This is a genomic window from Hirschia sp. (assembly GCF_058892565.1).
On record NZ_JBZXVU010000008.1, the window covers coordinates 35,655 to 59,297 of the forward strand.

Genomic DNA, 23,643 nt, shown 5'->3' on the forward strand with positions numbered 1-23,643 from the left:
ATATGGTACTCAGTATCGTGTAAACTAGTAAGGCTGGTGGGACGCATGGCCGACGACAAGCAGGCGAAATCTGGGTTGTTGAACCTTGATACCGATAATATCGATGTTGTTCTGATTGCTCCTTTTTCACCAGAAGGTCGCGCGCGCTTTGACGAATTTCTCGTTGATACCGTTGGGCCAGCGATCCTGCGTGTTGAAGAGCGCACCCAAAGACATGTGGAAGTTGTTCTTCTCAACGATCTTCTTGAAGATGAATTGGTAGAGCATGAAGCGATTTACCGAATGTTGCACCTTGCTGATATTGTCATTGCTGATGTGAGCACATTGGAAGGCGTTTTGGATGCTAAAGTAGTATCAGCTTTTTCTATTCGTCAGTCACTGACACCAAACCCAGCCATTGCTGTTACACTTGATGAGAAGTCGGTAAACTATCCCTTTAATATCGGATCTATGGTGATAAATGCAGGATCAGACCATGGGCGCGTGAATGCTCAGGCTATTTTGTATGCAGAAGTTTTGGCCGCAGTTGAAGGTAATCCTAGCCGAAAATATGTCAGCGATGTCTATGCTAGTTTGAGTGCATTGCGCACTGACCTGCGAGGCTCTCCCAATAGTGCAGGGAAAGAGCCAGTATATGAAGAAATTAGCTATAAGCCATTGCATAACCGGCCTGATGTTCGTCCACCAAGGTTTAACGTGGCAGTCGGAGATTTAAGACTCGTCAAGAATATTGATGTGTGGATCAATCCAGAAAATACCCATATGGAAATGGCGCGTGTTTTTGATACGTCAATATCAGGTACGATCCGTCATATGTCTTCACAATGGTCTCATGGCGGCAAGCGGTCTGATGATTATATTCGACGTAAACTCGCCGAGGCGATGACAGGTGAGGATGTGCCACCCGGTGCTGCCTTGATGACATCATGCAAGGGGCAATTGCGCAGTGAGCATTTCGTCAAAAAGGTTGTTCACGTGGCGGCAGTTAAGGTCAATGGAGATGATCCCGGGTGTGGCTATGTTCCAGTTAATGATGTTGGTGTGTGCCTGACGCAAGCGCTTTATAAAATACAAGACTATAATCTGAGTTGGATGGGGCGGGGACACAACCGTCTTGCGAGTGTTATTACACCTCTCCTCGGTGTGGGGTCTAATCCAGAAGTCGCGCAAAAAAATGTGTATTCATTATTATTGCATGCTGTGCAGTTTTTTGACTCAAACCCTGATTGCCTTATCGATCGCTTTGTACTGCTGGCATACTCAGTTGAAGATCGGCGTTTAATCAAAAAGGCGCTGAAAAGGATACCACAATTAAACAATGTCGCGGTTTCCGGTGTCGATACTCACACACATGAAGCGGATGATTACTCTTCGGGTGGTATTTGATGGCCGTTGAGTTTGAAAAGACATTAAGTTCCGGGAAGACCGACCAAATTTCGTCGGTCGATGTGCGCCAAAGGCGTAGGCTGGCATTGAAATTACGTGCAAAGCTAAAAGCATCACGAGATTTGGGGTTTGATCAAGAGCGTTCTACATATTGGAGCCGTTGGCTAACAGTCTGGAATATTATTCGACCAATCTGGCCGCTCTTTGTCGCCAACCTTTTTGTGTGTGCTGTCGCATTTGGTACCGATCAAGGGCGTGAAGCGGCGAAATTTGCTATGACCTATTCTGGGCAAATTGCTTTTTTACGGCCGATGGCTACAGCTTTGGCCCTAACTTGGTTTGCCATATCGCTGCATGAAGTGTGTTTAAGAGCGATTACGCGTGATTACCCTTTTTCGACGCGGGCTAACCCTCTGCTTAAGCTCCGGTTTATTATAGCTTTTATTGTCGCGTTACTTACGCCTCTTGTTTTCTTTATTTTCTATGTGAATACGCTTGTTGATGTCGCAGGTCGTGATCCGTCAATTATGTATAGCATGCCGTTTGATGGATTCCTCATTGCTGGAAAATACTTGGATATGGCGCTTGTCACGCTCGTAATTGCGATTGTGATTTCAGCGACATATGATGGGTTTGGGTATTTTTTTCGTCATCGAATTATAAATTTTTCCAGACCTATTGAGAGGTTTGCTCTCAATCTTTTCCCAGTTTTGTTATCTCTATTTTTGATCATGCTGTTGTGGAATTATGTATTGGCCCCAATAGTTTGGTTGATCATTGCCATCATACAATCTGGTGGCATGATTGAAGAAGCAGCGGGACGTCAGGCAGCACGAACGGGTACAATATTAACAGCACTTTCTCTAGGGTCTGCGGTTTGTGTGATCAAATTTGTGCATCGTGTGAGCGTGCGTCGACATTATGCGAATTTCCATCAATTCATTGTGTTTCGGCGGTGGCATAATTGGGTGATGGCGGTGCTGCTGCTGGTGTCTTTGGGAATGGCAGCACTTTTTCTAATTATTCCCGGCACGATGGCATCAATGTTCGGGCCAGTGTTTACGCTTTTAGCAAGCGTTGGTCTACTCGCGGGCATTTTCACTTTTCTCGCTATATTGGCATCTCACTATCATGGGTTTCCAACGATTGTTGCTGTTGTGTTTTTGATGGGCTTGGGACCCGTTCTTGGGCCAGTGAAATTTCATAACGTAGCTGTGACAGAGCCTGAAGCTTTGTTGGCGAGCAAAGTCGACATGCAATTTCCAACGCATGCTGACCTGCCAAGCATGGCAGATGCAGTAAGGCTGTGGCGAGAAAGTCGACCAAGTGATGCACCCGCTATTGTTGTTTTAGCGGAAGGGGGCGGAATACGCGCGGCATTACATACAGCAAGTCTTTTATCCTGTTTGGATGAAACACTGGGCGGTGAATTATACGACAATGTATTTTCGATGTCTGGTGTGTCGGGCGGAGCTGTCGGTGTTGGTAGTTATCTGGCAGCTCGTGCAGATGGAATGGCCAGAAATTCTGAATTCATTTCACAAGACGAGTGGTTAGATAAGCGATGTGGTTTTGAATTTTCTAAACGACAGGGAGAATTTAAAGCAAGTGAGAATATGACAGCTCGTAACCTCTCCGAGTTTTTACAAGCAGACTTTTTCTCTCCAGCATTGGCGGGACTTGTCTTTAGAGATTTACCGCAAGATATTTCAATTATCTGTGTCGTGTTTGATTGCGGAATAGCTGACCGCGCAAAATTGTTTGAGGATGCATTTATATCGACTTATCGAATGATGGGAGATCGGCGTAGCCACGAAAAAACACAAAAAGCACTCGCTCCAGGATATGATGGAGACTGGTTTGCGGCACCGTTTTTAAATGTCGTTGAAGCAGCTAATCAACAAGCCAATGTTGCTGAAGCTGGGCCGATTGTGTTTCTCAATACATTCGATGCAAAGTCAGGTCGTCCTGCTGTTGTTTCTAACGTGTCGCTCAAATTAAAAGCTCTTGAGGGTGAAGCGGCAGCCAGTGAAACTATCTATGGCATGACGAATTTGCTTGAAAAAATGTGCGGCGGTGAAAGCCTTTCTTTGGCAAGTGCAGCGCACCTTTCAGCACGTTTCCCATTGGTCAGCCCGCCCGGTCGTTTGGAGCTAGATGCCTGTGGGGAGAGGGCGGAGCAAGGCAGCGCAGACAGTCCTAAAGAGGCTGGAATTGGACTTTATGTTGATGGGGGATATTTTGACAATTCAGGTGCTGCATCTTCTCAGGCTGCTTTGAAGCTATTGAGAGAGCAAGATCAAGCGCAATGTCAAAGTGACGTACAGGCTGCTCGAAATGGCGGTGTCAGTGCGTTTCGCAATTGTTCGCGCCCGGTTATCGTCTTGCATGTTGTACACAGAGGTCATGCAGGTAAGGCCCGAGATACACGTCTAAGTCCATTCTATGAAGTTGCAACACCCGCGGAAGCTTTCTTGGCTGCACGCGGCGTGCATGGAGACGTACCTATTCAACGTCTATGTGAAAGCGGTGCAGGGCGCGTCACGGCACCAATGGGATGTCGATATTTAAATGGTTGGCTGGCAGATGTTGGTTTGGACGTGACAGAAGCTGAATATGGCGAAAAACTTATTTATGATGAAGACGTTGAATTTGAAAACTGGATTGATATTGACGAGCAAACAAACACGCCGCGTTTGCTATGGGTGCGCTCGCCTTTACAATTCGCAGCTGATGTTGAAGATGTAGGTGTGCGTTTGCCTCTTGGCTGGTTGCTTGGAGAAACAGGGCCGACAATCTTGAAGCGTGTGGATGCTCATGTTGAGAGAATGCGTACAGGCCTGCAATGTTATGTGCGTGACGATTATTCTTCAGAAAATTTCGGCAAGTGTAAATTCCAAGCTTCAAACTAAGTAGGTATTCGTCATTGTGTCTAGCGGTGTCATCAGCTAGTTCCATGCATCAGCATAGATGGAGGACTGGAAGATGATCAGATGGGGTATGATTGGGTGCGGGGATGTTACCGAAAAGAAAAGTGGTCCTGCTTATCGTATAGAGAATGAGTCTGTTATCCACGGGGTGACATCGCGCACATTGTCTCGGGCTGAAGATTATGCCAAGCGACACGGCATTGAAACTGTGTTCAACTCAGCTGAAGAATTGATAAATTCTCCAGACATTGATGCGGTATACATTGCGACTCCACCTGCAACGCACTTTGAACTTGCGATGAAAATTGCGGAAAGTGGCAAGCCGTGTTCTGTCGAAAAGCCGTTGGCTTTAAATTATTCGCAATCCTTAGAAATGGCAAAAGCATTTGAAGCTGTAAATCAACCTTTATTCGTGGCGTATTATCGCCGAACTTTGCCTCGGTTTGATCTAGTAAAAGAGCTTTTAGAGCGCCAAGAATTGGGTAAAGTTCGCCATGTTCAATGGTCACTAACGCGGCCTGAAGGGTTTGGGCTGGATGCGGGGTGGAGAATTGAACCAAGCCAAGCTCCAGGTGGCTTGTTTGATGATTTGGCGTGTCATGGCTTAGATTTGCTCGATCATTATCTTGGGAAAATTAACATCGCCAGCGGTGTCATAGCCAGTCAGCAGTTAAATAGCACGATTACAGATTCAGTGGCAGCGAGCTGGATTCACGAAAGTGGAGTAACAGGCAGTGGGTACTGGAATTTTGCTGGGTTTGAGCAAGATGATGATATCGAAATCATCTGTGTTGACGGAAAGATTTGCGTGTCTGTTTTTGAAGATAAACCTGTACGGATCGTCACGCGTGAAGGCGTCAAAACATATGATATTTCTCATCCCGATCACATTCAGAAACACTATGTAGAGCAGATGGTCTTACACATGAAGGGCCAAGCTACGCATCCGTCATTAGCTCAAAGTGGGTGCCGCACTGCTTGGGTGTGTGATCAGATATTGGGTCAATAACAGTCTAGATCAGATAATTTATTTTTTTGAGGTGAGGATTTTTAGGTAGTCAATGTAGGCCCTGATTCCTGCCAAAATAAGCAAAATGGTATACAGTCCTTAACGAAACCCATTAAATTCAATACGTTATTAAATGAGGCTTTAATATTAATGTATTACGGGAAGTAAAGTAATTTTATTTTCAGGCTTCGTTGTTCACATGATTAGTGTTGTTTCTTGTATTATTTTTGAGCATGATTTGCGTCTGGTTTTAATGGCTGCAATTATGTGTGTGGTCGGCGCTATTACTGTTGTTAATTTGTTCAGAAGAAGCTGTGCTTCTGTTGCGCACGCGCGCATTGCGTGGAGTATTCTGACCTCAATAGCGACTGGTGCTTCTATTTGGAGTACGCATTTTATCTCAATGTTGGCATACCAGGCCGAGATACCAGTAAGATTCGACGTTATACTGACAATGGTTTCGCTGCTTATTCCTATGACATTGATGAGCCCGCTGATATATTTAGCGACGAAAATGAGAAAGCAGAATGTTTCTATTGTCATAGGTGGAGCAATTGGACTGGTCGTTTCTAGTATTCACTATCTTGGAATGGCGGCATATCGCGTTGATGGTGTCGTAGAATGGAATACGACTTATGTGATTGCATCGATAATTATCCCTGTGGTATTTTGTACAGCCACTTTTGGTCATTTCCCCAAATATAAATTCATGAGCAAGCGACTTATCTCGATAGCGGCTTTTACAGTTGCTGTTGTTGGTCTGCATTTCACTGCTATGACTGCCATCAACATCATTCCATTTAACCTGAGTGACATGCCTATGTCGACGGATGCGTTTTACGGTATGGCGATGGCCACGGCGGCAGGTGGGTTTCTTGTCCTAGTAACTGGGTTGGTGAGTTTTGTTATCGATAGCAGTACGCGTGAAGCAAACAATCAAGAAATTGAGCGTTTGGTGGCGACTGACCCACTAACGGACTTGCCAAACCGTAGAAGTTTTCGTGAGCACATAGAAAACACGCTGGCTGGATTTGAAACAAATCCGCTATCAAATTTTGCGGTTTTATATATCGACATCAATGGATTTAAAGTGGTCAATGACACTTTGGGTTATTCGGTTGGAGATGTTGTGCTCAAAACGTTCGCTGACAGGATGTCAGAGACATTGAGTTCGGGAGAGTATATAGCGCGTTTAGGTAAAGATGAGTTTGCTGCGGTTAAAGTGTATAACAGTGCAAATGAACTGGAAGCTTTCGTTCAAAAAGTAGAGGATTCAATAGAAATCCCTATTGAAGTGGAAGAAGAGTCCATTGAATTGGATCTTGCTATAGGCATAGCCTGTTGCCCAACAGATGGACATTACGCCGACGAATTGACAAGCAATGCTGAATTAGCGCTGCGTCGTGCGAAGTCTAACGCATCTGACTCTATTTGTTATTATGACGCCAACATGGATGATGTGGTGCGTCATCACCGCGAAATGGTAAGAAACCTTAGACAGGCAATTTTGAAAAATGAATTGCAGCTATATTACCAAATGCAGGCAAATGTCCAAACGGGCGAATTGAAAGGCTTTGAAGCTTTATTGCGGTGGACCCACCCAGAAAAAGGGCCAATATCGCCAGCTCTTTTTATTCCTATTGCAGAAGAGAATGGGTTAATTATTCAATTGGGTGATTGGGTTTTGAAGCAAGCATGTAAAGAAGCTGCTCTCTGGGAAAAGCCATATAAAGTCGCAGTTAATCTATCGCCAATGCAATTAATGCAGCCGAATTTGCCAAAACGTATCCATGAGATACTTTTAGACACGGGCCTATCTGCAAATAGACTAGAGATTGAATTGACCGAAACGGCCATTTTTGAAGATCGTGAGCGGTCGGTTCATGTTCTGCGTCAGATCAAAGCATTGGGCGTTAAAGTGGCGCTTGACGATTTTGGAACAGGCTATTCGTCTTTGGAAGTTTTGCGTTCATTCCCATTTGATAAGATTAAATTAGACCGTTTTTTCATGGATGAAATTGAAACAAGTAGCGTTGCTAAAGCATTTCTTCGGTCAGTGCTGGCACTTGGCAGAAACTTGTCCATTCCGGTTCTTGCCGAAGGTGTGGAGACTGAAAATCAGTTGAGAATACTGCAAGAAGAAGGTTGTGATGCAATTCAGGGATTCTTGTTGCACAAACCTAGCCGTGAAGTTCCGTTTGAGCACAATCTTGATTTTGCAGATACGCATTCAGTAAAAAGTGCTGCGGGACCGTCTGATAATCTTTTTTCTATGGTCAAATTAGAAACGAGGCGGGGTTAGGGGCGTCTCATACCCTAATTGTTCAAAATGGCGACCCTGGCAGGACTCTAACCTGCGACCTGCCGCTTAGGAGGCGGCTGCTCTATACAGCTGAGCTACAGGGCCAAGTCATTGTTGGTATCAGATGAAGGTCGAAAGACGCAAGCGCTGTATATATGTGCGGATCTTTCCTTCTGCTGATAAATTTAATAACCGTTTGATTTATAAATGCTTTGCGTCAACTTCTTGGTATTGTTGAGCAAGAAACGCAAAATTTGCAAAAGGGGACAATGGCCAAATAATTAGGCCGATGTCCCCTTAAAAATCTAAACAGGTACGGAATGTTTAGGTTTGGAAAAACTTTTCAACCCGACCAGAATTGCAATTGCAATTATTGCACCTGAAATCGGCCATGATGCAGCACTCATTATATGCGCACTATTGGTCAGTGCATGAATAACCACGATTAAAACCAATGAGAATGTAAGGCTCATTTGCAATAAGCGAGACCAATCAATAGATGGACGAAAGCCTGCTACAGATATAATTGCGCAAAGTCCAAGCCAGAATGTTGCAACCAAAGATGAACCTTCCCAACCAAGTGCCAGGCTGAACACTAAACACACGGCTAGGATTGATGGTGTCCCCCATACCAAGCCAGACCACATACTTTCTAATATAGGTGCTGGGCGGCCTTGGTCGCGTCTACGAGAGAAATAAATTCTCAAGCCTGTGGCTGTGATAATGCTAAGCGCTGACCCAAATATAACATATGCAATCTTGACCCATGTACCGCCCCAATTGCCGAAGTGTACATTGTAAATGGAGCCTGCTATTTGTTGACCAAGTGTTCCATTGGACATGCCGGTTACGCCTTCAAATTCGCCGTTGGAATTGAAATTGTAATATTCTCCGAAAATCAGACGATTTGAATGCCAGCCAATCACAGAGACATGCTGTCCGGCTGTGCCGGGATCATGATGGATATAGTAAGTTGGCGTTAAGTCTGGATAATTTTCTTGCACATAAGCGATAGGCTTAGCGATATCGCTAATATTGCTGGATGTTTCATCCATGGGCGCTTCTTCGCCAAAAATAGGTGAGAATACTTTTGTAGTATCGCCTTCAAAGTCGACTGCAGCAATTGCAAAAGCAAGCACGCTTGCCAAGCCCAATATTGCCCCTGTTAAAGCGTTGGAAATATGGAATGGTGCTGTCCATACGCTTAAGCGATTGTGTAGATCTGCTTTTGCTATTCGGCTTTCACCGCGCCTGAAAGTAAATGCATCACGAAATATACGCGGATGCGCCAAGAAACCAGATAAAGACAGACCTAAAAGGATTGCTCCGAGCGCACCAACAACTGTTAGCCCCAAGATATGTGGCAAGTGTAGATAATAGTGCAGGTCAAGTAAAAATTGCGTCCACGGGAAATTTTCAGCTTCGCCAACTTCTCCTGTTTCTGTCGCAAAAAAAGCTTGTGTATCAGTGGAGATCACAGTGCGAGGTAAATCTGGTCGCGGGAAATTGATATAAAGATGCGTTGTGGAAGGAGTCTCACTTTCGAAAACTGCTTTTGCAGCTTTTGCTGCTGCTTCTGGTGAGATTTGTGTCATTTCTGGCGCAGAAGGTTGCTCCCAGCGCTGAAACTCGCGGTTCAGAACTGAAAGGGTGCCTGTTATTGCAAGGATGTAAATTAATCCACCTGCGGCCAATGCGAGTACCATATGGGCTTGCAATGAACTTGCGACGCGTCCACTGGAAGCCTTGGGCCAAATACTTTTAGACATGAATTACATTCCCACCATCATATATGCCAAGGGGATTAGACCTGTTCCCAATGTGATCAGACTCTTCCGCCATAACAGCTTGTCCGCACCAATAATAACGGCCAATCCAGCCCATAGCAGGGGGAATAAAATCATTACCGTTACGAGGTTGGCAGTGTGCTCTGCACCAACAGAATTCAACAATGAAAATATGCCAGTTGATAAAGACAATGCTGCAAGACCTGCCACAAATGCGATCATCACAAACACAAGCGAGCGTCGTAAAATGACTGTCCAATTGACCCTATCTACTTCGGCTATTCGCTCAGATGTACTTTTGGCCGCTTTGGGTGTTGCCTGAATGTATTGCCACGCTAAGAAAGCTAGCGCGAATATCGCCATTCCGACCAAGCCCAGCGCTATGCCTTTTTCTGGTCCATTCTTAAATGAAAAGAAGACAAGTCCTGCTAAAACAAGCCCCCATCCGACGAGAATTTCTTTTGCTCGGCTTTCTTTCGAACGCCAAGCGGCCTGCAGCATGAAAATGCCGCAGGCCAGAGAAATGAGCGCAAATCCGCTCAATGCCAAACCTTGGATCATAAATTAGAACCGTTTTTTTACACTTGCCACAACAGAACGAGTTTCACCGACGAAGCAATCACCACGCGCCAGACATGTTGCATAATACTCTTCGTCTGTCAGGTTACGAACATTGAGGGTAAAGTCCAGATCATTGTATTCATACCCGATAAGGGCATCAAACACTGTATATCCATCGGTTTCGACGCGAATTGGTGTTGGCGCAAATCCAGCAGATGCTGGATAAGCAATTCCATTGCTTTCATTTTCGTTAGCATATCGCGCACCTAAACCAATGCGGAGCCCTTCAAGGGCACCATCTTCAGGTTCCCAACTTGCCCAGATTGATCCAGTTGTGTCCGGCAAACTTGGACGTGTTGTGCCGACGCCATTTGCATCCACATTTTCCGAATCAAGTTTTTGTAGATCTAAGTCGAAAGCGAATGCATTCACTTTTAGCAGGGCTTCTAATTCGAAACCTGTTGTTTCAATGCTTAGTCCTGGTTGTGTGCGACCACCCGCGACGTACTCCACCAAATTGTCTTCTTCAAGATCAAAATAAGCAATTGTCACATAGCTTGCGCTGCCAATTGGTTGGTATTTTAAACCAATTTCAGATTGCTTTCCTTTTCTTGGCTTCAAGGATGTACCTGTTACGATATCAGTTCCGATTGTCGCACGAAATGATTCTGCATAACTAATATATGGGTTTAGCCCAATGTTCGTTTTGTATAATGCACCTAATGTAAGCGGTGTTTCATTGTCATCTTGGGTGCTCGCTGCGTCATTGGATTCAACAGCGGAGAAACGCACACCAGCATTCACAATAAGATTACCAACAGACATATAGTCTGTCAGATAAACATCTGTTGCCTTTGTTGCATCTTCTGCCAGCGTTCTTGCGGCATCAAACTCGGCCATTGTTGGTACTTCTGAACCATCATACACTGGATCAAATATGTTGAATGTTGTTGGACGAGCGTAGAAAGAAGCTGAGTTGTTGAATGATTCAACATCTTGATAGTTCACACCTGTAAGAATTTCGTGCGCAATTGCACCGGTTTGGAATTTAGCCCGCAAACGCGCGTCGAACGCATATTGTGTTGAACCAGCGTCAGAACTTGACCAAGTGCGTCCGAATGCAACTCCATCAGGGGAAACCCTTGGCGTGCCGGCACCCAGGAAAGAAATCCAAGTTTGATCATAATCTGCTTCATTGTCACGGTAGCGTGCTGTGCCTTCAAACGTGAAAATATCGTTGATCTGGTGTGTTCCGATTAGACTAATCGTTGTCGCTTCAGTGTTGTATTTGTTGAAGTTTGGGTCGCCTACATACACAGATGGGTCAACCTCCTGGCCCGTTGATCCCGCACACACATCCGCCAGTGAAATTGTCACGTCGCTACTTCCGCACGCTGTCGCGGCCAAAGGTAGGAATTGTGAAGATGTATCACTTTCACGGTCAGTGTAGTTGATCAGTGCCGTAAGCGTGGTTTTATCATTTGTGTAAGTTAGAGATGGCGCGAGCACGATTGCATTGTCTTCGACAAAATCAATTGGTGTTTCACTATCACGCACAAGACCTACAAAGCGCGCAGTCCATTTGCCATCGCCAGATAGATCAAAGCCAAGATCAGTTGATGCTTGTAGACGATTATCTGTTCCAGCAGTCAGCACGACTTCTTTACCGAGTTTATCGGCACCGGCGACTTTAGATATAGTACTCACAATACCACCGGGAGCCGCTTGACCATAAAGAACAGATGCTGGTCCTTTAAGAACTTCGACCTGATCTAATGTGTATATGTCTGCGCGTGCATTGTTATAGTTACCAAATAGAACTTGAAGGTTGTCTTGGTATTCTGGTGCGTCAAGGCCGCGAATACTGGTAAAATCGCCGCGTGTTGCATATCCAAATGCATTCCCAGTCACACCGGCTGTGTAGTTTAGCGTATTGCTTAAAGACAAAGCACCGCGATCAAGAAATTCCTCTGCCGTAATAATGGATAGTGAGCGAGGTGTTTCTAGAAGGGGTATTTCAGATTTAGTCGCACCAAAAATTGAAGGCGTACCGGTAACAACAACTGTTTCTTGCACAGACGTTTCATCTGCTTTTGTCGTTTGCGCACACACTGGGCTGATAGCGACAAGTGCTGAAGTGATTAAAAGTCCGTATTTGAGCATAATGTAACCTTGACAATGATAAGCATTCTTAATTTCGAGGAGTTCGTACACTTGCTCACTGAACTTGTAAAGCATTCTCATTCTCATCTGGTGGGTAATTTATTTATGCTGGAAATTTACTGTCGTGATGAGCGCGGAAAGTTCGAGAACCAACTGGTAAAATTGTGGTGAATAACGGATTTTTTGCTCCATCATCCTTGTATACGGTCGGTGGTTGGAGCTTCCAGATTATCCCAAAGTTGACATCCTATGTAATTGAGACAGGTTAGAATGAAAAAAATAAGGGAGGGTTTGATATGCCAAAACCAGATGTGCGTATTTCTAGCTTTGCAGATTTCTATCCATATTACCTCACTGAGCATTCAGATCCTGATTGCCGTAAACTGCATTATGTCGGTACGTTTTTCTCTATCCTTGCTGTAATAGCGGCAATTTTTATAAATCCCTTTTGGTTGATTGCAGCCCCGCTAGGCGGATATGGCTTTGCTTGGTTTGCTCATTTTAAAATCGAGAAAAACAGGCCAGCGACATTTACATATCCGGTATGGTCCTTGATGGGGGATTACAAGATGTTTTTTAGTTGGTTGACTGGTAAATTACCGGCACAATTAATGGCTGCTGGCATTGTTGATGCGCCTGCAGATAACGTTTCTGAAACTTAGGAATTATTAATTGCTGTTTTTGGATTTAAAAGCCTGAAAAAAATGAGTTAGACACAAATTTTACATGACTATTTTTTACATTGAACGACGGATGCAGGCTAATACAGACGTTTAAGTTTTAAAGCCTGTTTGTTTAGTCCGTTTGATGTAGAGAATTGCGTTTATGAAGAAATCACTTGTTGTTGTGAGTTTGTGTGCTGGTTCAGTAGGTTTGACTGGCATAGCAGTGGCGCAGGATGAATTAAATTTAGATACGATTGTAATTGAAAGCTCAAGAATATTAAATCCTGAATTGGGTATTATCAAACCTGAACTCACTTTGGATTCTTCGGATATCAGTGCGTATGGGGTAACTAGTTTAGAGGACCTTCTTACTGAAATCTCGACAGTGACAGGTGGAGGAAGCGGGCGCCCAGAAATGTTGCTGAACGGCAAACGTATTTCAGGATTTAGAGAGATCCGTAAATATCCGCCTGAAGCTTTGGAGCGCGTTGAAGTTCTTTCAGAAGATGCTGCTCTTCGCTATGGGTTTCGTCCAGATAAAAAAGTTATCAATTTCATTTTAAAAGAAAATTTTCATTCTTTAACAGCAGAAGCAGGTGTTGAAGCTCCCTCTGATGGTGGGCAGTTTATAACAGAAATTGAGCTAAATAATCTTCAGCTTTCAGGTGAAAACCGGCGATGGAATACTGATTTTGAATACAATACTCAGGATGCACTTTTTGAAAGTGATCGCGATATTGTATATGCTGATGGTGAAGATGGAACAATGCGTACATTGGAACCAGAACAAGATACGCTTGATCTGGTTGGCAGCTTCTCACACATGCTTCCCGGTGAAATAAGCGCAACATATCTTGGCTCTATTGTGAATGAAAATGCCAATAGTGTGTTGGGTGCGGATAATGACGGTAATCTAAATGTTCGGGAACAAGACACTTTAACTGGTGAGGCCAGCTTCGTTCTGAACAAAATGCTTGATACTGGAAACTGGACGGTGAATGGCGCGTATTCCTATGAAAATGTAGATCGGGTCACAGGAATAGCCACTTCTCCAGAAGATGATTCTACGTCCCAGACGACGACGGATGGCCTGTCGGTTGACGCTGTATATTTCCGCAATTTGTTTTCATTGCCAGCAGGATTTGTCGGCACGACGATTCAAAGTGGGTATAGCAAAACTGAGCTTTCAAGTTCATCCATGTCTGGTGGGGAAGAGGAGCAAACGGAATTATCGAGAGACAATTTAAATGCTCAGATTAGTCTCGATGTGCCGGTTCTAACTGAAGAGTTTGTTTTGGGAGCCATTTCAACAAACTTTAATGGTCAATTGAGTGACGTCTCTGATGCCGGTGAATTGCTGTCGTATGGTTATGGGCTGACATGGCAACCCTTTAGCCAGTTGCAGCTTATGGCTTCGTCGACATATTCAGAGAATGCACCAACTGTTTCACAATTGGGAGCAGCCTATCAGGTGACACCCAATTCGCGTGTATTTGATTTCTCAACCGGGCAGACTATTGAAAATGTAGAGAAAATAACTGGTGGAAATGCTGATTTGCAAAATGAAGAAAGCCAGCTTCTACGTTTGAATGCATCGTGGGAGCCATTTTCTGAGCGACGCGTCAATATTGTTGCGACATATACTGATGAGCGCATTGAGAATGTTATCTCTTCCTTTCCTGATTTAACCCCCATTATAGAAGAGGCATATGCTGACCGTGTCGTGCGCGATGATGATGGACAGCTCGTATCTATCGATACACGTGCTTTGAATTTTGCCGAAAAAATTGAGAAAAAGCTGAGCCTTAGTTTAAATTGGTCCAAATCATTAAAGGCAAATGAGCGTCCTGAATTATCAACTGAAGAGCGCCAGAAATTACGTGCGGTAATGAGTAAGCGCCGCAGTAAAGATGAGGCACCACCAAGCGAGGGGCCGCCAGAGGAGGGTAGTCCAGACGCGAGTGGGGCTCCTCCTAAACAGGCTGCTTCGGCGCGCGGTGGGGTAGGACGAGGCGGACCTCCTGGTAGAGGTCGTGGCCCCGGTCCAGGAGGGCGCGGTCAAGGACGTATTTATTTCTCAGCATCTTATGATCTTGCCTTAGAGGACACGCTGTTAATCTCTGAAGGTGGCACAAAACTAGATTTGTTAAATGGAAATACGATTAGTTCTGCTGGTGGTACATCCGAGCACACATTTTCAGCGCGAGGCGGGTATTCCAAAGGTGCAATTGGTTTGAATACGCGCATGAATTGGGAAAGTGGCACGCAGGTAAATGGAAGTCAGTTAGGGACGCTAGATTTTGATCCATTACTGACAATAGATGCGCGGATACGCTATGATTTTGACAATAAACCTAAGTTGATTGCGAAATATCCATTGCTAAGTGCGACGAGTATTTCATTAAGTGTTGATAATATTTTCAATGAAAAGCGTAATGTCACAAGTGCTGATGGAAGTGTACCTATCAGCTATCAACCTGATATTCTCGATCCGTTGGGCCGAGTTATTGAAATAAAGTTTCGAAAATTGATATTTTAAATAAATAGCTGGCCAGCGGCTTTGGTTTAGCTGCGCCAGCTTAGGGTTTTTGGTTCGATAGGGTTGCTGAACTCACGACTTTCTGTGCGTGCAGTGGCCCATTCGCGTTTAAGCTGTTGATACCATTTGGCCTGAATGTCTATGTCGTCAATCCACAGCATGGCTTTTTGATATTTCATACCTCTGTTTTGAAGATTCACCATTTCCTTATCTTGCAGTAAGAAAGTGCGACCCATGCGTTTCACAATTGGTGAGGCTAATTTCAACAAAGGTGCATTTTCTATCCAAGTGATTTGCGTCACTTTGGTTAGCTTTTCCTGTTGCGGCGTTAGGCAGGTAAGTGTGAAAAAACGGGCTTTTTCATTTTCAACAACTTCCCAACGCATGCCCGGCAATTGAAAAACGATTTCTGTTGTTACTTCGTCACCAAAAACCATGGAGTATAGTTTGGAGTTGCCTGATGGTTTGTGGCGTGCAATGGCCCAGCCACGTGTGCGGGGTTCAAAGGGTTTTTGTTTGATTTTGAAACCGGAAGACGGCGGACGCCACCACCATTGATTATGCACAAACGGCACGTGTGCTGGATCCATCAATCCAACGACGGCGTCATCCATATGTGCGTTAAAGTCCTCTTCAATTATGAAACTGGGCGCATCTGGAAGTTTGCCAAATTCGGGTGGAGCAATAACAGGTTCGCCATCAAAACGCGGATTATGCGACACATAGATATATACAACGCCATTGGCTTCATGCAGCGGATATTTGCGTACCTTCACGCGAGATGGTTCTGTTTTGTCTTCGGGCGTGAGCGAGGGCATGTGTTTGCACACGCCATCATTCGTGCCAAAGCGCCAGCCATGATAGGGGCATTCTATTGTTGGAGTGCCTTCAGTATCTATCTGTTTACCAGAAGATAGCGGCACAAGGCGGTGTGGGCAGATATCTCGCAGTGCAAATGCCCTGCCATCGCCAGATCGCCCTAGCAGGACGGGTTGGCCGAGAATTTCACGGTTTATGTGCTTTCCTGCGAGTAGTTCTTTGGATGTGGCTGCAAAATACCAACAATCGGTCAGCCAGCCCTCTTCTGTCATGCCAATTTTCTTTTTGGCCGGAGAAGGTGAAGGTGGAATATCTGTTGTGTCTGCTGGCATGCTCGCGCTCTTTAAACTACGCTAATGGGTAAGTTTGGGTGTGCGTAGTCTTCCATGCGCTTTTGTGCTGATCAAGGCAAGATGCACAATAACGAAAAGCGCGAGCATGTCGTTTCTAATGTCAGTTCATGCCTTCAAGGGTTTTCATTCCGGCTTTGGGTGCGTTCACCAAAACAGCCATATTTCCTGGAAGGTGTTTGTTATCGAGCATTTTTTCATGCGCTGCTGGAATTTCTGCCCAAGGGAAGACTTCTGACATACATGGGTCGATGCGTTCCTGACACACAAGTTCGTTTGCTGCGGCTGCCTGTTTTAGATTGGCGAAGTGAGAACCCTGAACGCGTTTTTGGCGCATCCACAGGAAGCGAGCATCCATTGTTAGGTTAAAGCCTGTTGTTCCTGCACATATGACAACCATGCCGCCGCGTTTTACAAGGAAAACTGAAACCGGCATTGTTGATTCGCCTGGGTGTTCAAACACCATGTCTAGGTCTTTGCCGCCTGTGATTTCACGAATGGCTTTGCCGAATTTGCGGCATTCCTTCATATAATCCCCAAATTCAGGACCGTTCACTGTTGGCAATTGGCCCCAACAATTAAAGTCTTTGCGGTTGAGAACGGCCACAGCCCCCTGATCGAGCACGAATTGTTTCTTATCTTCTGATGAAACAACACCGATTGCTTTGGCTCCAGCAATTGTAGCAAGCTGAACAGCAAATGACCCAAGACCACCTGAAGCTCCCCATACAAGTACGTGTTGGCCTGGTTTGATTTCATGTGGTGCATGTCCAAATAGCATGCGGTAAGCTGTTGCTAAGGTAAGCGTATAACAGGCGGCCTCTTCCCAAGAAAGATGGGTTGGGCGCTTCATTAGTTGTCTGTCTTGTACGCGGCAAAACTGAGCAAACGAGCCATCTGGTGTTTCATATCCCCAGATACGTTGGGAATCGGAGTACATTGGGTCGCCGCCATTGCACTCTTCATCATCGCCATCATCCTGATTACAGTGGATGACAACTTCATCGCCGGGCTTCCAGCGTTTTACGCTTTTACCAACAGCCCAAACGATACCTGAGGCATCAGAACCGGCAATGTGGTAGTCTTGATTGTGTACATCAAAAGGGGAGATAGGTTCACCAAGGCCTGCCCAAACACCATTATAATTTACACCTGCCGCCATAACATAAACAAGGACATCATGTTCACCCAGTTCTGGTGTATCAACGACTTCCAGCTGCATGGATTGGTTAGGGCGGCCGTGGCGTTCGCGACGGATTGCCCAAGCGTGCATTTGTTTTGGCACATGATAAGGCGGCGGAAGCTCACCTAAATCGTACAGATCTTTCTTTGGTGTATCTAGCATGAAATTGTGTCCTAAGATTTGGCCGCACTGATTTTGTTTGTTTTTATGCGGTCAGAGCCGAATTTGTTTCCTCGTTTCCAACACTATATTGCGATGCAGCAAAAATATCAAGGGTGATTGTTGTGATGCAGCAAAATGAGCGGCGTGCATAAAATAATCTTATCGTGTAAAAGGGGGTGTTGGCTGACAATTGCCCGTTGGTTTCAACACTGAATATAAGGAAACTTGCGTATGAAATTAGCTAAGCTGAATGCCAAAGTCGTTTGTTGTTTTGCCGCGATACTGGTCGTGGATGGTGCGGCGAGTGCTCAAGATTCTGTCGAGAGTGACACTGCAATTCAAGACGTCTTAGCCTGTCAGGCGCTTGTGCATGGTGTTGAGAGATTAAGCTGTTTTGATGCAGCTATTCCAGCTTTATCAGCGGCGTTTCCCCGTTCGGCATTGTCGGCAGAAGAAATTGCTCAAGCAATGATCCGCAGTGAAATTCAACAGAAGGCCGCCGCCGAAGCTGTGTTTGGAAAGACTCTGGAAGACCAGTCCAAAGATGAGGTTTCTAGTGCTCAAATTAACGAAAATGCAGTTGCGACAATAGATGAATTGAAGGAGATTGCCTCTATGGTCAAAACTGTAGAGTTTACGCCCCTTAAGAAGGCGATTGTGTATTTAGACAATGGTCAGATTTGGCGGCAGCTGGACTCTGATACATATAAAATTCGAGAGAAATCATCACTCGGAAAAGAAGCCATCATCAAAAAGAAATTGATGGGCAGTCACATGATGAGTATTGGAGGCGGTCGATTGATCCGCGTTACACGCATAAAGTAATTTAATGCGCCGAGGGCAGGACAGATTGAACGTCAAAATCAATTGTATGACTTTCATTCTTTTTGCCTGATTTAGTGTTCAAAACTTTCATGGTGAGAATGCTTGCGGCCAGAAGGAATGTAATCAGGTTTGCAATGATCACTGGTAAGCTTATCACCATTAGGCCATAAACAAACCATAGAGCGACACCAAGAGTAAACAGAGCATACATCGCTAATGATATACCGTCAGTGTTTCTTGTCTTTAGCGCCAATATGGCTTGCGGTAGGAAGGACCCTGTTGTTAAGCTGGCGGCGATTAGACCAATGATTTCTGAAATTGGCATACTTTTCTCTTCTCATTTTTGTAACGGATGCTCAATTTGCATCCGAGATGATAGCGCAATCATATCATAAGCATAAGATATGCGAAAGTGAATAATTGTGCATACATAATCGCTAAAAATGCATATCTCTACTTTTAGGCATAAGGGCTTGTTGTTTTTATAAATTCTGTCATGCTGCAATGCAACATGGAGGAAATGAGAATGGGTAATAAAACCTATCAACATGCCGCAGATAGACCGTGGATCTTCCGCACTTATTCGGGACACTCAACGGCAGCTAAGTCGAATGCTTTATATCGCAGCAATTTAGAAAAGGGCCAGACAGGTCTTTCTATTGCTTTTGATCTACCAACTCAGACTGCTTATGATTCTGATCATATTCTGGCGAAAGGCGAAGTCGGTAAAGTTGGCGTTCCGGTCGGTCATCTTGGTGATATGCGAACATTGTTTGATGGTATCTCTGTTGCTCAGATGAATACCTCCATGACGATTAATGCGCCGGCAAGTTACATGTTGGCGCTTTACGTTGCGCTTGCTGATGAGCAGGGGGCTGATCGCTCCGTTCTGATGGGGACAACACAAAACGATATTATCAAAGAATATCTTTCACGGGGAACTTATGTCTTCCCGCCAGAGCCTTCCATGCGTTTGATTTCTGACATGGTGTCTTGGTGTTATACAGAAACACCCAAATGGAATCCGCTGAATGTGTGTTCTTACCATTTACAAGAAGCAGGTGCGACGCCTCAGCAAGAGCTTGCTTATGCCTTAGCGACTGCTTGTGCTGTGCTTGATGCAGTCAAAGCGGGTGGTCAGGTGCCTGATGAAGATTTTGAAACCGTGTTTGCGCGGATATCCTTCTTCGTAAATGCGGGTGTGCGCTTTGTGACTGAGCTTTGTAAAATGCGGGCGTTTGTTGATTTATGGGAAGAGATTGGCAGAGAACGCTATGGTGTCAAATCTGAAAAAGCGCTGCGTTTTCGTTATGGGGTTCAGGTTAATTCGTTGGGTTTAACTGAGCAGCAGCCTGAAAATAATGTTTATCGTATTTTGTTAGAAGCTATGGCTGTGACGCTTTCAAAACGTGCGCGGTGTCGCGCTTTGCAATTGCCAGCTTGGAATGAAGCACTGGGCTTGCCTAGACCTTGGGATCAGCAATGGTCATTGCGTATGCAGCAGATAATGGCGTTTGAAACAGACCTTTTAGAATATGAAGATCTCTTTGATGGCTCCCATGTTGTTGAAGGTAAAACGGATGAACTAAAAGACGGTGCTCGCAAACAGCTTGCTGAGATTGATGCGATGGGCGGGGCGGTCAATGCGGTTGAGTTTATGAAGGGTGAGCTTGTTGTGTCTCAGAAAAATCGCGTTATGGGAATTGAAGGCGGGGATCAGAAAGTCATCGGTGTGAATGCATTTACATCAACTGAACCTAGCCCGTTGGCGACAGGTGATGATGCGATAATGACAGTCGATCCAGCCGAAGAATACGCCCAGATTGAACGTTTAAAGCAGTGGCGCAAAGATCGCGACAATGCTGGGTGTGATAGGGCTGTGGAAGAATTGCGCGCGGCGGCTTCTGAAGGACGAAACCTTATGCCGTCCGCTATTGAAGCGGTCAAAGCGGGCGTTACGATTGGTGAATGGGGAGAAACTCTACGGGGTGTATTTGGGGAATATCGCGGACCAACAGGCGTTTCGATTGTCATTTCGACTGAAGGTGATGAAGATATTGAGGCGGTAAAAGCTAATGTGGAACGCGTGTCTGATCTTCTTGGTCGCACATTGACATATGTATTGGGTAAACCGGGCCTTGATGGGCATTCAAATGGTGCTGAACAGATAGCGACGCGTGGGCGCGCATGCGGGATGAAAGTGATTTATGAAGGCATTCGTTTCACACCGGAAGAAATCGTGCAGCAGGCCATAGATAATGATGCGCATGTTGTGGGTCTGTCTATTCTATCAGGTTCTCATCTGGATCTCGCCCGAGAAACAGCGCGCTTGATGCGTGAACGCGGGTTAGAGAATATCCCATTGGTTGTGGGCGGTATTATCCCAAATGAAGATGCTTTAGCGCTTAAACAAATGGGCATTAAGCGTGTCTACACACCGAAAGATTTTCAGATAACAGACCTAATGGGAGATATTGTGGAGTTGGTTGAAAAAGCCCACTTAGCATAATTGTGTTTGGCTAGCGGCTGCGGCCTGCTAGCCAGACGCCGCATAAGATTATTCCAGCACCAGCAATTTGAATGGGTGCTAAAGCTTCATCAAATAAAGGCCAAGCTAAGACACCAGCGACAACGGGCTGAATAAGCAAAATAACGCCGCTTATGGCTGGCTTGGTAAGACCTACGCCGTAGATGAGTAGCCCTTGTCCTATGCATTGCGCCATAACGGCGAGAAATAGTGGAGCGCCAAAATGGCTGACATCTGATGGAATTAATTGCTCTCCTGTAAAGAGTGCAAAAATAAATGTCACGGGGATTGCGCTTGCGGTTAGCCAGAATGCAGCCTGGAAGCCTGAGGCTTTATTACGGGCAATCGTGGCACATAATAGATATCCGGCAACACAGAATGACGCCAATAATGCTAACCCATCACCAAGTAGGCCACTTTGTTGATCTGTAGGCGCACCTATTGCCATTGCAGCAGCGCCCGATAAGGCCAAAATGGCGGCTATTGGCCATATTTTACTTGGCTTTTGCTGTAAAAAGACCCACGCAAGTAGACCAACCCCTACCGAACCTAAATTGACGAAAAATGTCGCATTTGCCACAGATGTGTGTGTGAGGGCTGTATGCCAAAGGCAGATATCCAATCCAAAAAAAGCACCTGATGCAATGATTGCAGGAGAAGGACGGCCTATGGTTTGTTTGAATATGATTCCAAAAGCAAATAATATTGGTAGCGCAAATGTGAAGCGCCACATGCCTGTAACGCTTGGCTCCATTTGGGAAAAACGTAGCCCGATAGGAGCAAGACCAATACACATGGCGGCCAATATAAGGACGAGCGGGCCTTTGACATTGTCTTGAATTTTAAGTGATTGCGCAACTGCGCCAGTTTTATTGTTTGTGAGTTGCATAGGGTATTATTTTCAAACACGAAAAATGGAAAAGACTGGTGAGAGCTAATTCATGTATTTCGCTTTTCAGCAATGTATAAGATTTATAGACTCAAGTAATGAGTGGTAGTTAATATTTTTGCGAAGTGATTTTATGCCGCCTAATGAAGTCCGCATATTTGGGTTATTCTTATAAAAATTAATATTTTCTCTTGATTGTCACCAGAGTGTCGTGAAGAATCGTTTACATCTAAGGAGACAGAGAGCAATTATCTGTTTTCTGCATGGTTTTCGGCTGCTAGCCGCAAACGCGGCGAAGCGGCCTCTAGTAAAGGAGGATCGTCGTGGCCGAGTTTCTAACTAAACAAATTGCGTCGTCACCTGCGCTGGTCTTGAATGCTGATTTTAGGCCGTTATCTTATTTTCCCTTATCGCTTTGGCCTTGGCAGGAAGCAGTGAAAGCTGTGTTTCTGGAAAAGGTGGATGTTGTGGCCGAATATGATTTCGTCGTACATTCACCCTCTTTTGAAATGCGGTTGCCTTCGGTGATTGCACTTCGTGATTTTGTGAAACAAGACAGATCACCGGCATTCACACGATTTAATTTGTTCCTGCGGGATGGGTTTAAGTGTGTTTATTGCGGTTCACCAGATGATTTGACATTTGATCATGTTATTCCTCGCCATAAAGGTGGGCGGACAACTTGGGAAAATATTGCAACGGCGTGCAGTCCTTGTAATCTGCGAAAAGGCGGGCGTATGCCTTCTGAAGCGGGCATGGTTATTAGTCCTCCGCCGTCTTGCCCAGATACATATCATCTTCAGCAAATGGGCCGGAAATTCCCGCCAAACCATCTGCATTCAACTTGGTTGGATTACCTTTATTGGGATATTGAGCTTCAAAATGACCCCAATAATATGGCCAATGAACAAGTAAAAAGCTGAGCTTCGTTTCCTTTGTGAAATGAGGCTCTTTTTGTATGATGGAAAGCTCAGTTTTTGTTCAATAAGGGTGGATAAAGCTATGGCTTTGTTTTGCCTTTTTGTTTGGCTTTGGACTGTGCTTTGCCTGCTAGGCGCAGGAGTTTTTGGAATTTAGGGCATTCAATGTGGCTTGGTGCTTGGCATTCTGAGACATGGGTCAAGCTATCGCGGACAGCTGTCATTCGTTTGATTTCATCTGTTAGTGTTTGGGCCTTTTCTTTCAGTAATGAGCGGTCGATTTGGTATGATCCGTTTTTTGAAAACATAGCGGCAATATCTTCAAGAGAAAATCGAGCGATTCTGGCCAGTGCGATAAATTCCAATTGCTCAATAATATTGGGTTCAAACAGACGCGTAATGCCTTTGCGGCCAACGGATTGGATAAGGCCTTTTTCTTCATAATAGCGCAGAGTTGAGGCCGGCAAGCCTGATAGTTTTGCTACTTGTGAAGTATCTAACATATACAGCTCCTAAATCATTTGACCTCAAGTGTGGTTGAGTTTGTAGAGTGCATCCTACGCAATGAATTTGAGAAAATAAAGATAATTTTCTTGAGCCTTAAATTTACAATAACATATTGAAAT

At 44.9% G+C, this 23,643-nt stretch carries 17 protein-coding genes and 1 tRNA gene; 9 read left to right on the forward strand and 9 right to left on the reverse strand.

Annotation, left to right across the window (positions count from 1 at the left end; translation table 11 throughout):
* The first annotated feature begins 45 nt into the window (after nt 1-45).
* The 4 genes from AC5EF3_RS02960 to AC5EF3_RS02975 all read left to right on the forward strand — a co-directional run bounded on the left by AC5EF3_RS02960 (nt 46) and on the right by AC5EF3_RS02975 (nt 7,627).
* Nucleotides 46-1,386 carry a hypothetical protein gene (locus AC5EF3_RS02960; protein WP_493546967.1) on the forward strand — a complete coding sequence of 447 codons (1,341 nt, stop codon included), beginning with the start codon at nt 46-48 and terminating at the stop codon, nt 1,384-1,386.
* The gene (locus AC5EF3_RS02965) at nt 1,386-4,298 is read left to right on the forward strand and encodes a patatin-like phospholipase family protein (protein ID WP_493546968.1); all 2,913 of its coding nucleotides are present in this window, start codon (nt 1,386-1,388) and stop codon (nt 4,296-4,298) included. The genes AC5EF3_RS02960 and AC5EF3_RS02965 overlap by 1 nt, the downstream gene beginning before the upstream one ends.
* A 73-nt stretch (nt 4,299-4,371) precedes the next feature.
* Nucleotides 4,372-5,325 (forward strand): Gfo/Idh/MocA family protein, encoded by a 954-nt coding sequence (locus tag AC5EF3_RS02970; RefSeq protein ID WP_493546969.1) that lies wholly within the window; start codon nt 4,372-4,374, stop codon nt 5,323-5,325.
* Between the two features lie 199 nt (nt 5,326-5,524).
* A complete protein-coding gene (locus AC5EF3_RS02975; protein WP_493546970.1) occupies nt 5,525-7,627 on the forward strand; it encodes a putative bifunctional diguanylate cyclase/phosphodiesterase in 2,103 nt (700 codons plus the stop codon).
* Between the two features lie 28 nt (nt 7,628-7,655).
* Here the strand turns inward: AC5EF3_RS02975 and AC5EF3_RS02980 are convergent.
* From AC5EF3_RS02980 to AC5EF3_RS02995, 4 genes are all read right to left on the reverse strand, one after another.
* Nucleotides 7,656-7,732 (reverse strand) — tRNA-Arg (locus AC5EF3_RS02980).
* A gap of 200 nt (nt 7,733-7,932) precedes the next feature.
* On the reverse strand, nt 7,933-9,396 hold the full coding sequence (locus AC5EF3_RS02985) for a PepSY-associated TM helix domain-containing protein (RefSeq protein WP_493546971.1): 1,464 nt from the start codon (nt 9,394-9,396) through the stop codon (nt 7,933-7,935).
* A gap of 3 nt (nt 9,397-9,399) precedes the next feature.
* Nucleotides 9,400-9,975 (reverse strand): hypothetical protein, encoded by a 576-nt coding sequence (locus tag AC5EF3_RS02990; protein ID WP_493546972.1) that lies wholly within the window; start codon nt 9,973-9,975, stop codon nt 9,400-9,402.
* 3 nt (nt 9,976-9,978) lie between these two features.
* On the reverse strand, nt 9,979-12,213 hold the full coding sequence (locus AC5EF3_RS02995) for a TonB-dependent siderophore receptor (protein WP_493546973.1): 2,235 nt from the start codon (nt 12,211-12,213) through the stop codon (nt 9,979-9,981).
* A gap of 221 nt (nt 12,214-12,434) precedes the next feature.
* On the opposite strand from AC5EF3_RS02995, the gene AC5EF3_RS03000 reads away from it, so the two are divergent.
* Both AC5EF3_RS03000 and AC5EF3_RS03005 read left to right on the forward strand, forming a co-directional pair.
* Nucleotides 12,435-12,800 carry an Mpo1-like protein gene (locus AC5EF3_RS03000; protein ID WP_493546974.1) on the forward strand — a complete coding sequence of 122 codons (366 nt, stop codon included), beginning with the start codon at nt 12,435-12,437 and terminating at the stop codon, nt 12,798-12,800.
* Between the two features lie 163 nt (nt 12,801-12,963).
* On the forward strand, nt 12,964-15,342 hold the full coding sequence (locus tag AC5EF3_RS03005) for a TonB-dependent receptor (RefSeq protein WP_493546975.1): 2,379 nt from the start codon (nt 12,964-12,966) through the stop codon (nt 15,340-15,342).
* 26 nt (nt 15,343-15,368) lie between these two features.
* Here AC5EF3_RS03005 and AC5EF3_RS03010 read toward each other — a convergent pair whose 3' ends face one another.
* Nucleotides 15,369-16,493, reverse strand: coding sequence for an aromatic ring-hydroxylating oxygenase subunit alpha (locus tag AC5EF3_RS03010; RefSeq protein ID WP_493546976.1), 1,125 nt, complete (start codon nt 16,491-16,493; stop codon nt 15,369-15,371).
* Nucleotides 16,494-16,614: 121 nt separating this feature from the next.
* Nucleotides 16,615-17,856 (reverse strand): crotonyl-CoA carboxylase/reductase, encoded by a 1,242-nt coding sequence (ccrA, locus tag AC5EF3_RS03015; RefSeq protein WP_493546977.1) that lies wholly within the window; start codon nt 17,854-17,856, stop codon nt 16,615-16,617.
* Nucleotides 17,857-18,087: 231 nt separating this feature from the next.
* Here ccrA and AC5EF3_RS03020 point away from each other — a divergent pair, with 231 nt between their 5' ends.
* Nucleotides 18,088-18,681 (forward strand): hypothetical protein, encoded by a 594-nt coding sequence (locus tag AC5EF3_RS03020; RefSeq protein WP_493546978.1) that lies wholly within the window; start codon nt 18,088-18,090, stop codon nt 18,679-18,681.
* A gap of 1 nt (nt 18,682) precedes the next feature.
* Here the strand turns inward: AC5EF3_RS03020 and AC5EF3_RS03025 are convergent, their stop codons facing one another.
* Nucleotides 18,683-19,006, reverse strand: coding sequence for a SemiSWEET transporter (locus AC5EF3_RS03025; protein WP_012778150.1), 324 nt, complete (start codon nt 19,004-19,006; stop codon nt 18,683-18,685).
* Between the two features lie 201 nt (nt 19,007-19,207).
* Between AC5EF3_RS03025 and AC5EF3_RS03030 the strand changes: the two genes are divergently transcribed.
* Nucleotides 19,208-21,190 (forward strand): methylmalonyl-CoA mutase family protein, encoded by a 1,983-nt coding sequence (locus AC5EF3_RS03030; RefSeq protein ID WP_493546979.1) that lies wholly within the window; start codon nt 19,208-19,210, stop codon nt 21,188-21,190.
* A 10-nt stretch (nt 21,191-21,200) separates the two neighbouring features.
* On the opposite strand, the gene AC5EF3_RS03035 is transcribed toward AC5EF3_RS03030, so the two are convergent.
* Complete coding sequence (locus AC5EF3_RS03035; protein ID WP_493546980.1) at nt 21,201-22,097, reverse strand: DMT family transporter; 897 nt, start codon at nt 22,095-22,097, stop codon at nt 21,201-21,203.
* Between the two features lie 323 nt (nt 22,098-22,420).
* Here AC5EF3_RS03035 and AC5EF3_RS03040 point away from each other — a divergent pair, with 323 nt between their 5' ends.
* On the forward strand, nt 22,421-23,020 hold the full coding sequence (locus tag AC5EF3_RS03040; RefSeq protein ID WP_012778153.1) for an HNH endonuclease: 600 nt from the start codon (nt 22,421-22,423) through the stop codon (nt 23,018-23,020).
* 77 nt (nt 23,021-23,097) lie between these two features.
* On the opposite strand, the gene AC5EF3_RS03045 is transcribed toward AC5EF3_RS03040, so the two are convergent.
* On the reverse strand, nt 23,098-23,520 hold the full coding sequence (locus AC5EF3_RS03045) for a helix-turn-helix domain-containing protein (RefSeq protein ID WP_493546981.1): 423 nt from the start codon (nt 23,518-23,520) through the stop codon (nt 23,098-23,100).
* Nucleotides 23,521-23,643: the final 123 nt, after the last annotated feature.

Excerpts from the sequence above, each read along its gene's own strand:
- AC5EF3_RS02975 (WP_493546970.1), top strand. The coding sequence starts at position 5,525 with ATGATTAGTGTTGTTTCTTGTATTATTTTTGAGCATGATTTGCGTCTG.
- AC5EF3_RS02985 (WP_493546971.1), bottom strand. The coding sequence starts at position 9,396 with ATGTCTAAAAGTATTTGGCCCAAGGCTTCCAGTGGACGCGTCGCAAGT.
- AC5EF3_RS03030 (WP_493546979.1), top strand. The coding sequence starts at position 19,208 with ATGGGTAATAAAACCTATCAACATGCCGCAGATAGACCGTGGATCTTC.
- AC5EF3_RS03035 (WP_493546980.1), bottom strand. The coding sequence starts at position 22,097 with ATGCAACTCACAAACAATAAAACTGGCGCAGTTGCGCAATCACTTAAA.
- AC5EF3_RS02960 (WP_493546967.1), top strand. The coding sequence starts at position 46 with ATGGCCGACGACAAGCAGGCGAAATCTGGGTTGTTGAACCTTGATACC.
- AC5EF3_RS03020 (WP_493546978.1), top strand. The coding sequence starts at position 18,088 with ATGAAATTAGCTAAGCTGAATGCCAAAGTCGTTTGTTGTTTTGCCGCG.
- ccrA (WP_493546977.1), bottom strand. The coding sequence starts at position 17,856 with ATGCTAGATACACCAAAGAAAGATCTGTACGATTTAGGTGAGCTTCCG.
- AC5EF3_RS03000 (WP_493546974.1), top strand. The coding sequence starts at position 12,435 with ATGCCAAAACCAGATGTGCGTATTTCTAGCTTTGCAGATTTCTATCCA.
- AC5EF3_RS02990 (WP_493546972.1), bottom strand. The coding sequence starts at position 9,975 with ATGATCCAAGGTTTGGCATTGAGCGGATTTGCGCTCATTTCTCTGGCC.
- AC5EF3_RS02995 (WP_493546973.1), bottom strand. The coding sequence starts at position 12,213 with ATGCTTTACAAGTTCAGTGAGCAAGTGTACGAACTCCTCGAAATTAAG.
- AC5EF3_RS02965 (WP_493546968.1), top strand. The coding sequence starts at position 1,386 with ATGGCCGTTGAGTTTGAAAAGACATTAAGTTCCGGGAAGACCGACCAA.
- AC5EF3_RS03045 (WP_493546981.1), bottom strand. The coding sequence starts at position 23,520 with ATGTTAGATACTTCACAAGTAGCAAAACTATCAGGCTTGCCGGCCTCA.
- AC5EF3_RS02970 (WP_493546969.1), top strand. The coding sequence starts at position 4,372 with ATGATCAGATGGGGTATGATTGGGTGCGGGGATGTTACCGAAAAGAAA.
- AC5EF3_RS03005 (WP_493546975.1), top strand. The coding sequence starts at position 12,964 with ATGAAGAAATCACTTGTTGTTGTGAGTTTGTGTGCTGGTTCAGTAGGT.
- AC5EF3_RS03010 (WP_493546976.1), bottom strand. The coding sequence starts at position 16,493 with ATGCCAGCAGACACAACAGATATTCCACCTTCACCTTCTCCGGCCAAA.
- AC5EF3_RS03025 (WP_012778150.1), bottom strand. The coding sequence starts at position 19,006 with ATGCCAATTTCAGAAATCATTGGTCTAATCGCCGCCAGCTTAACAACA.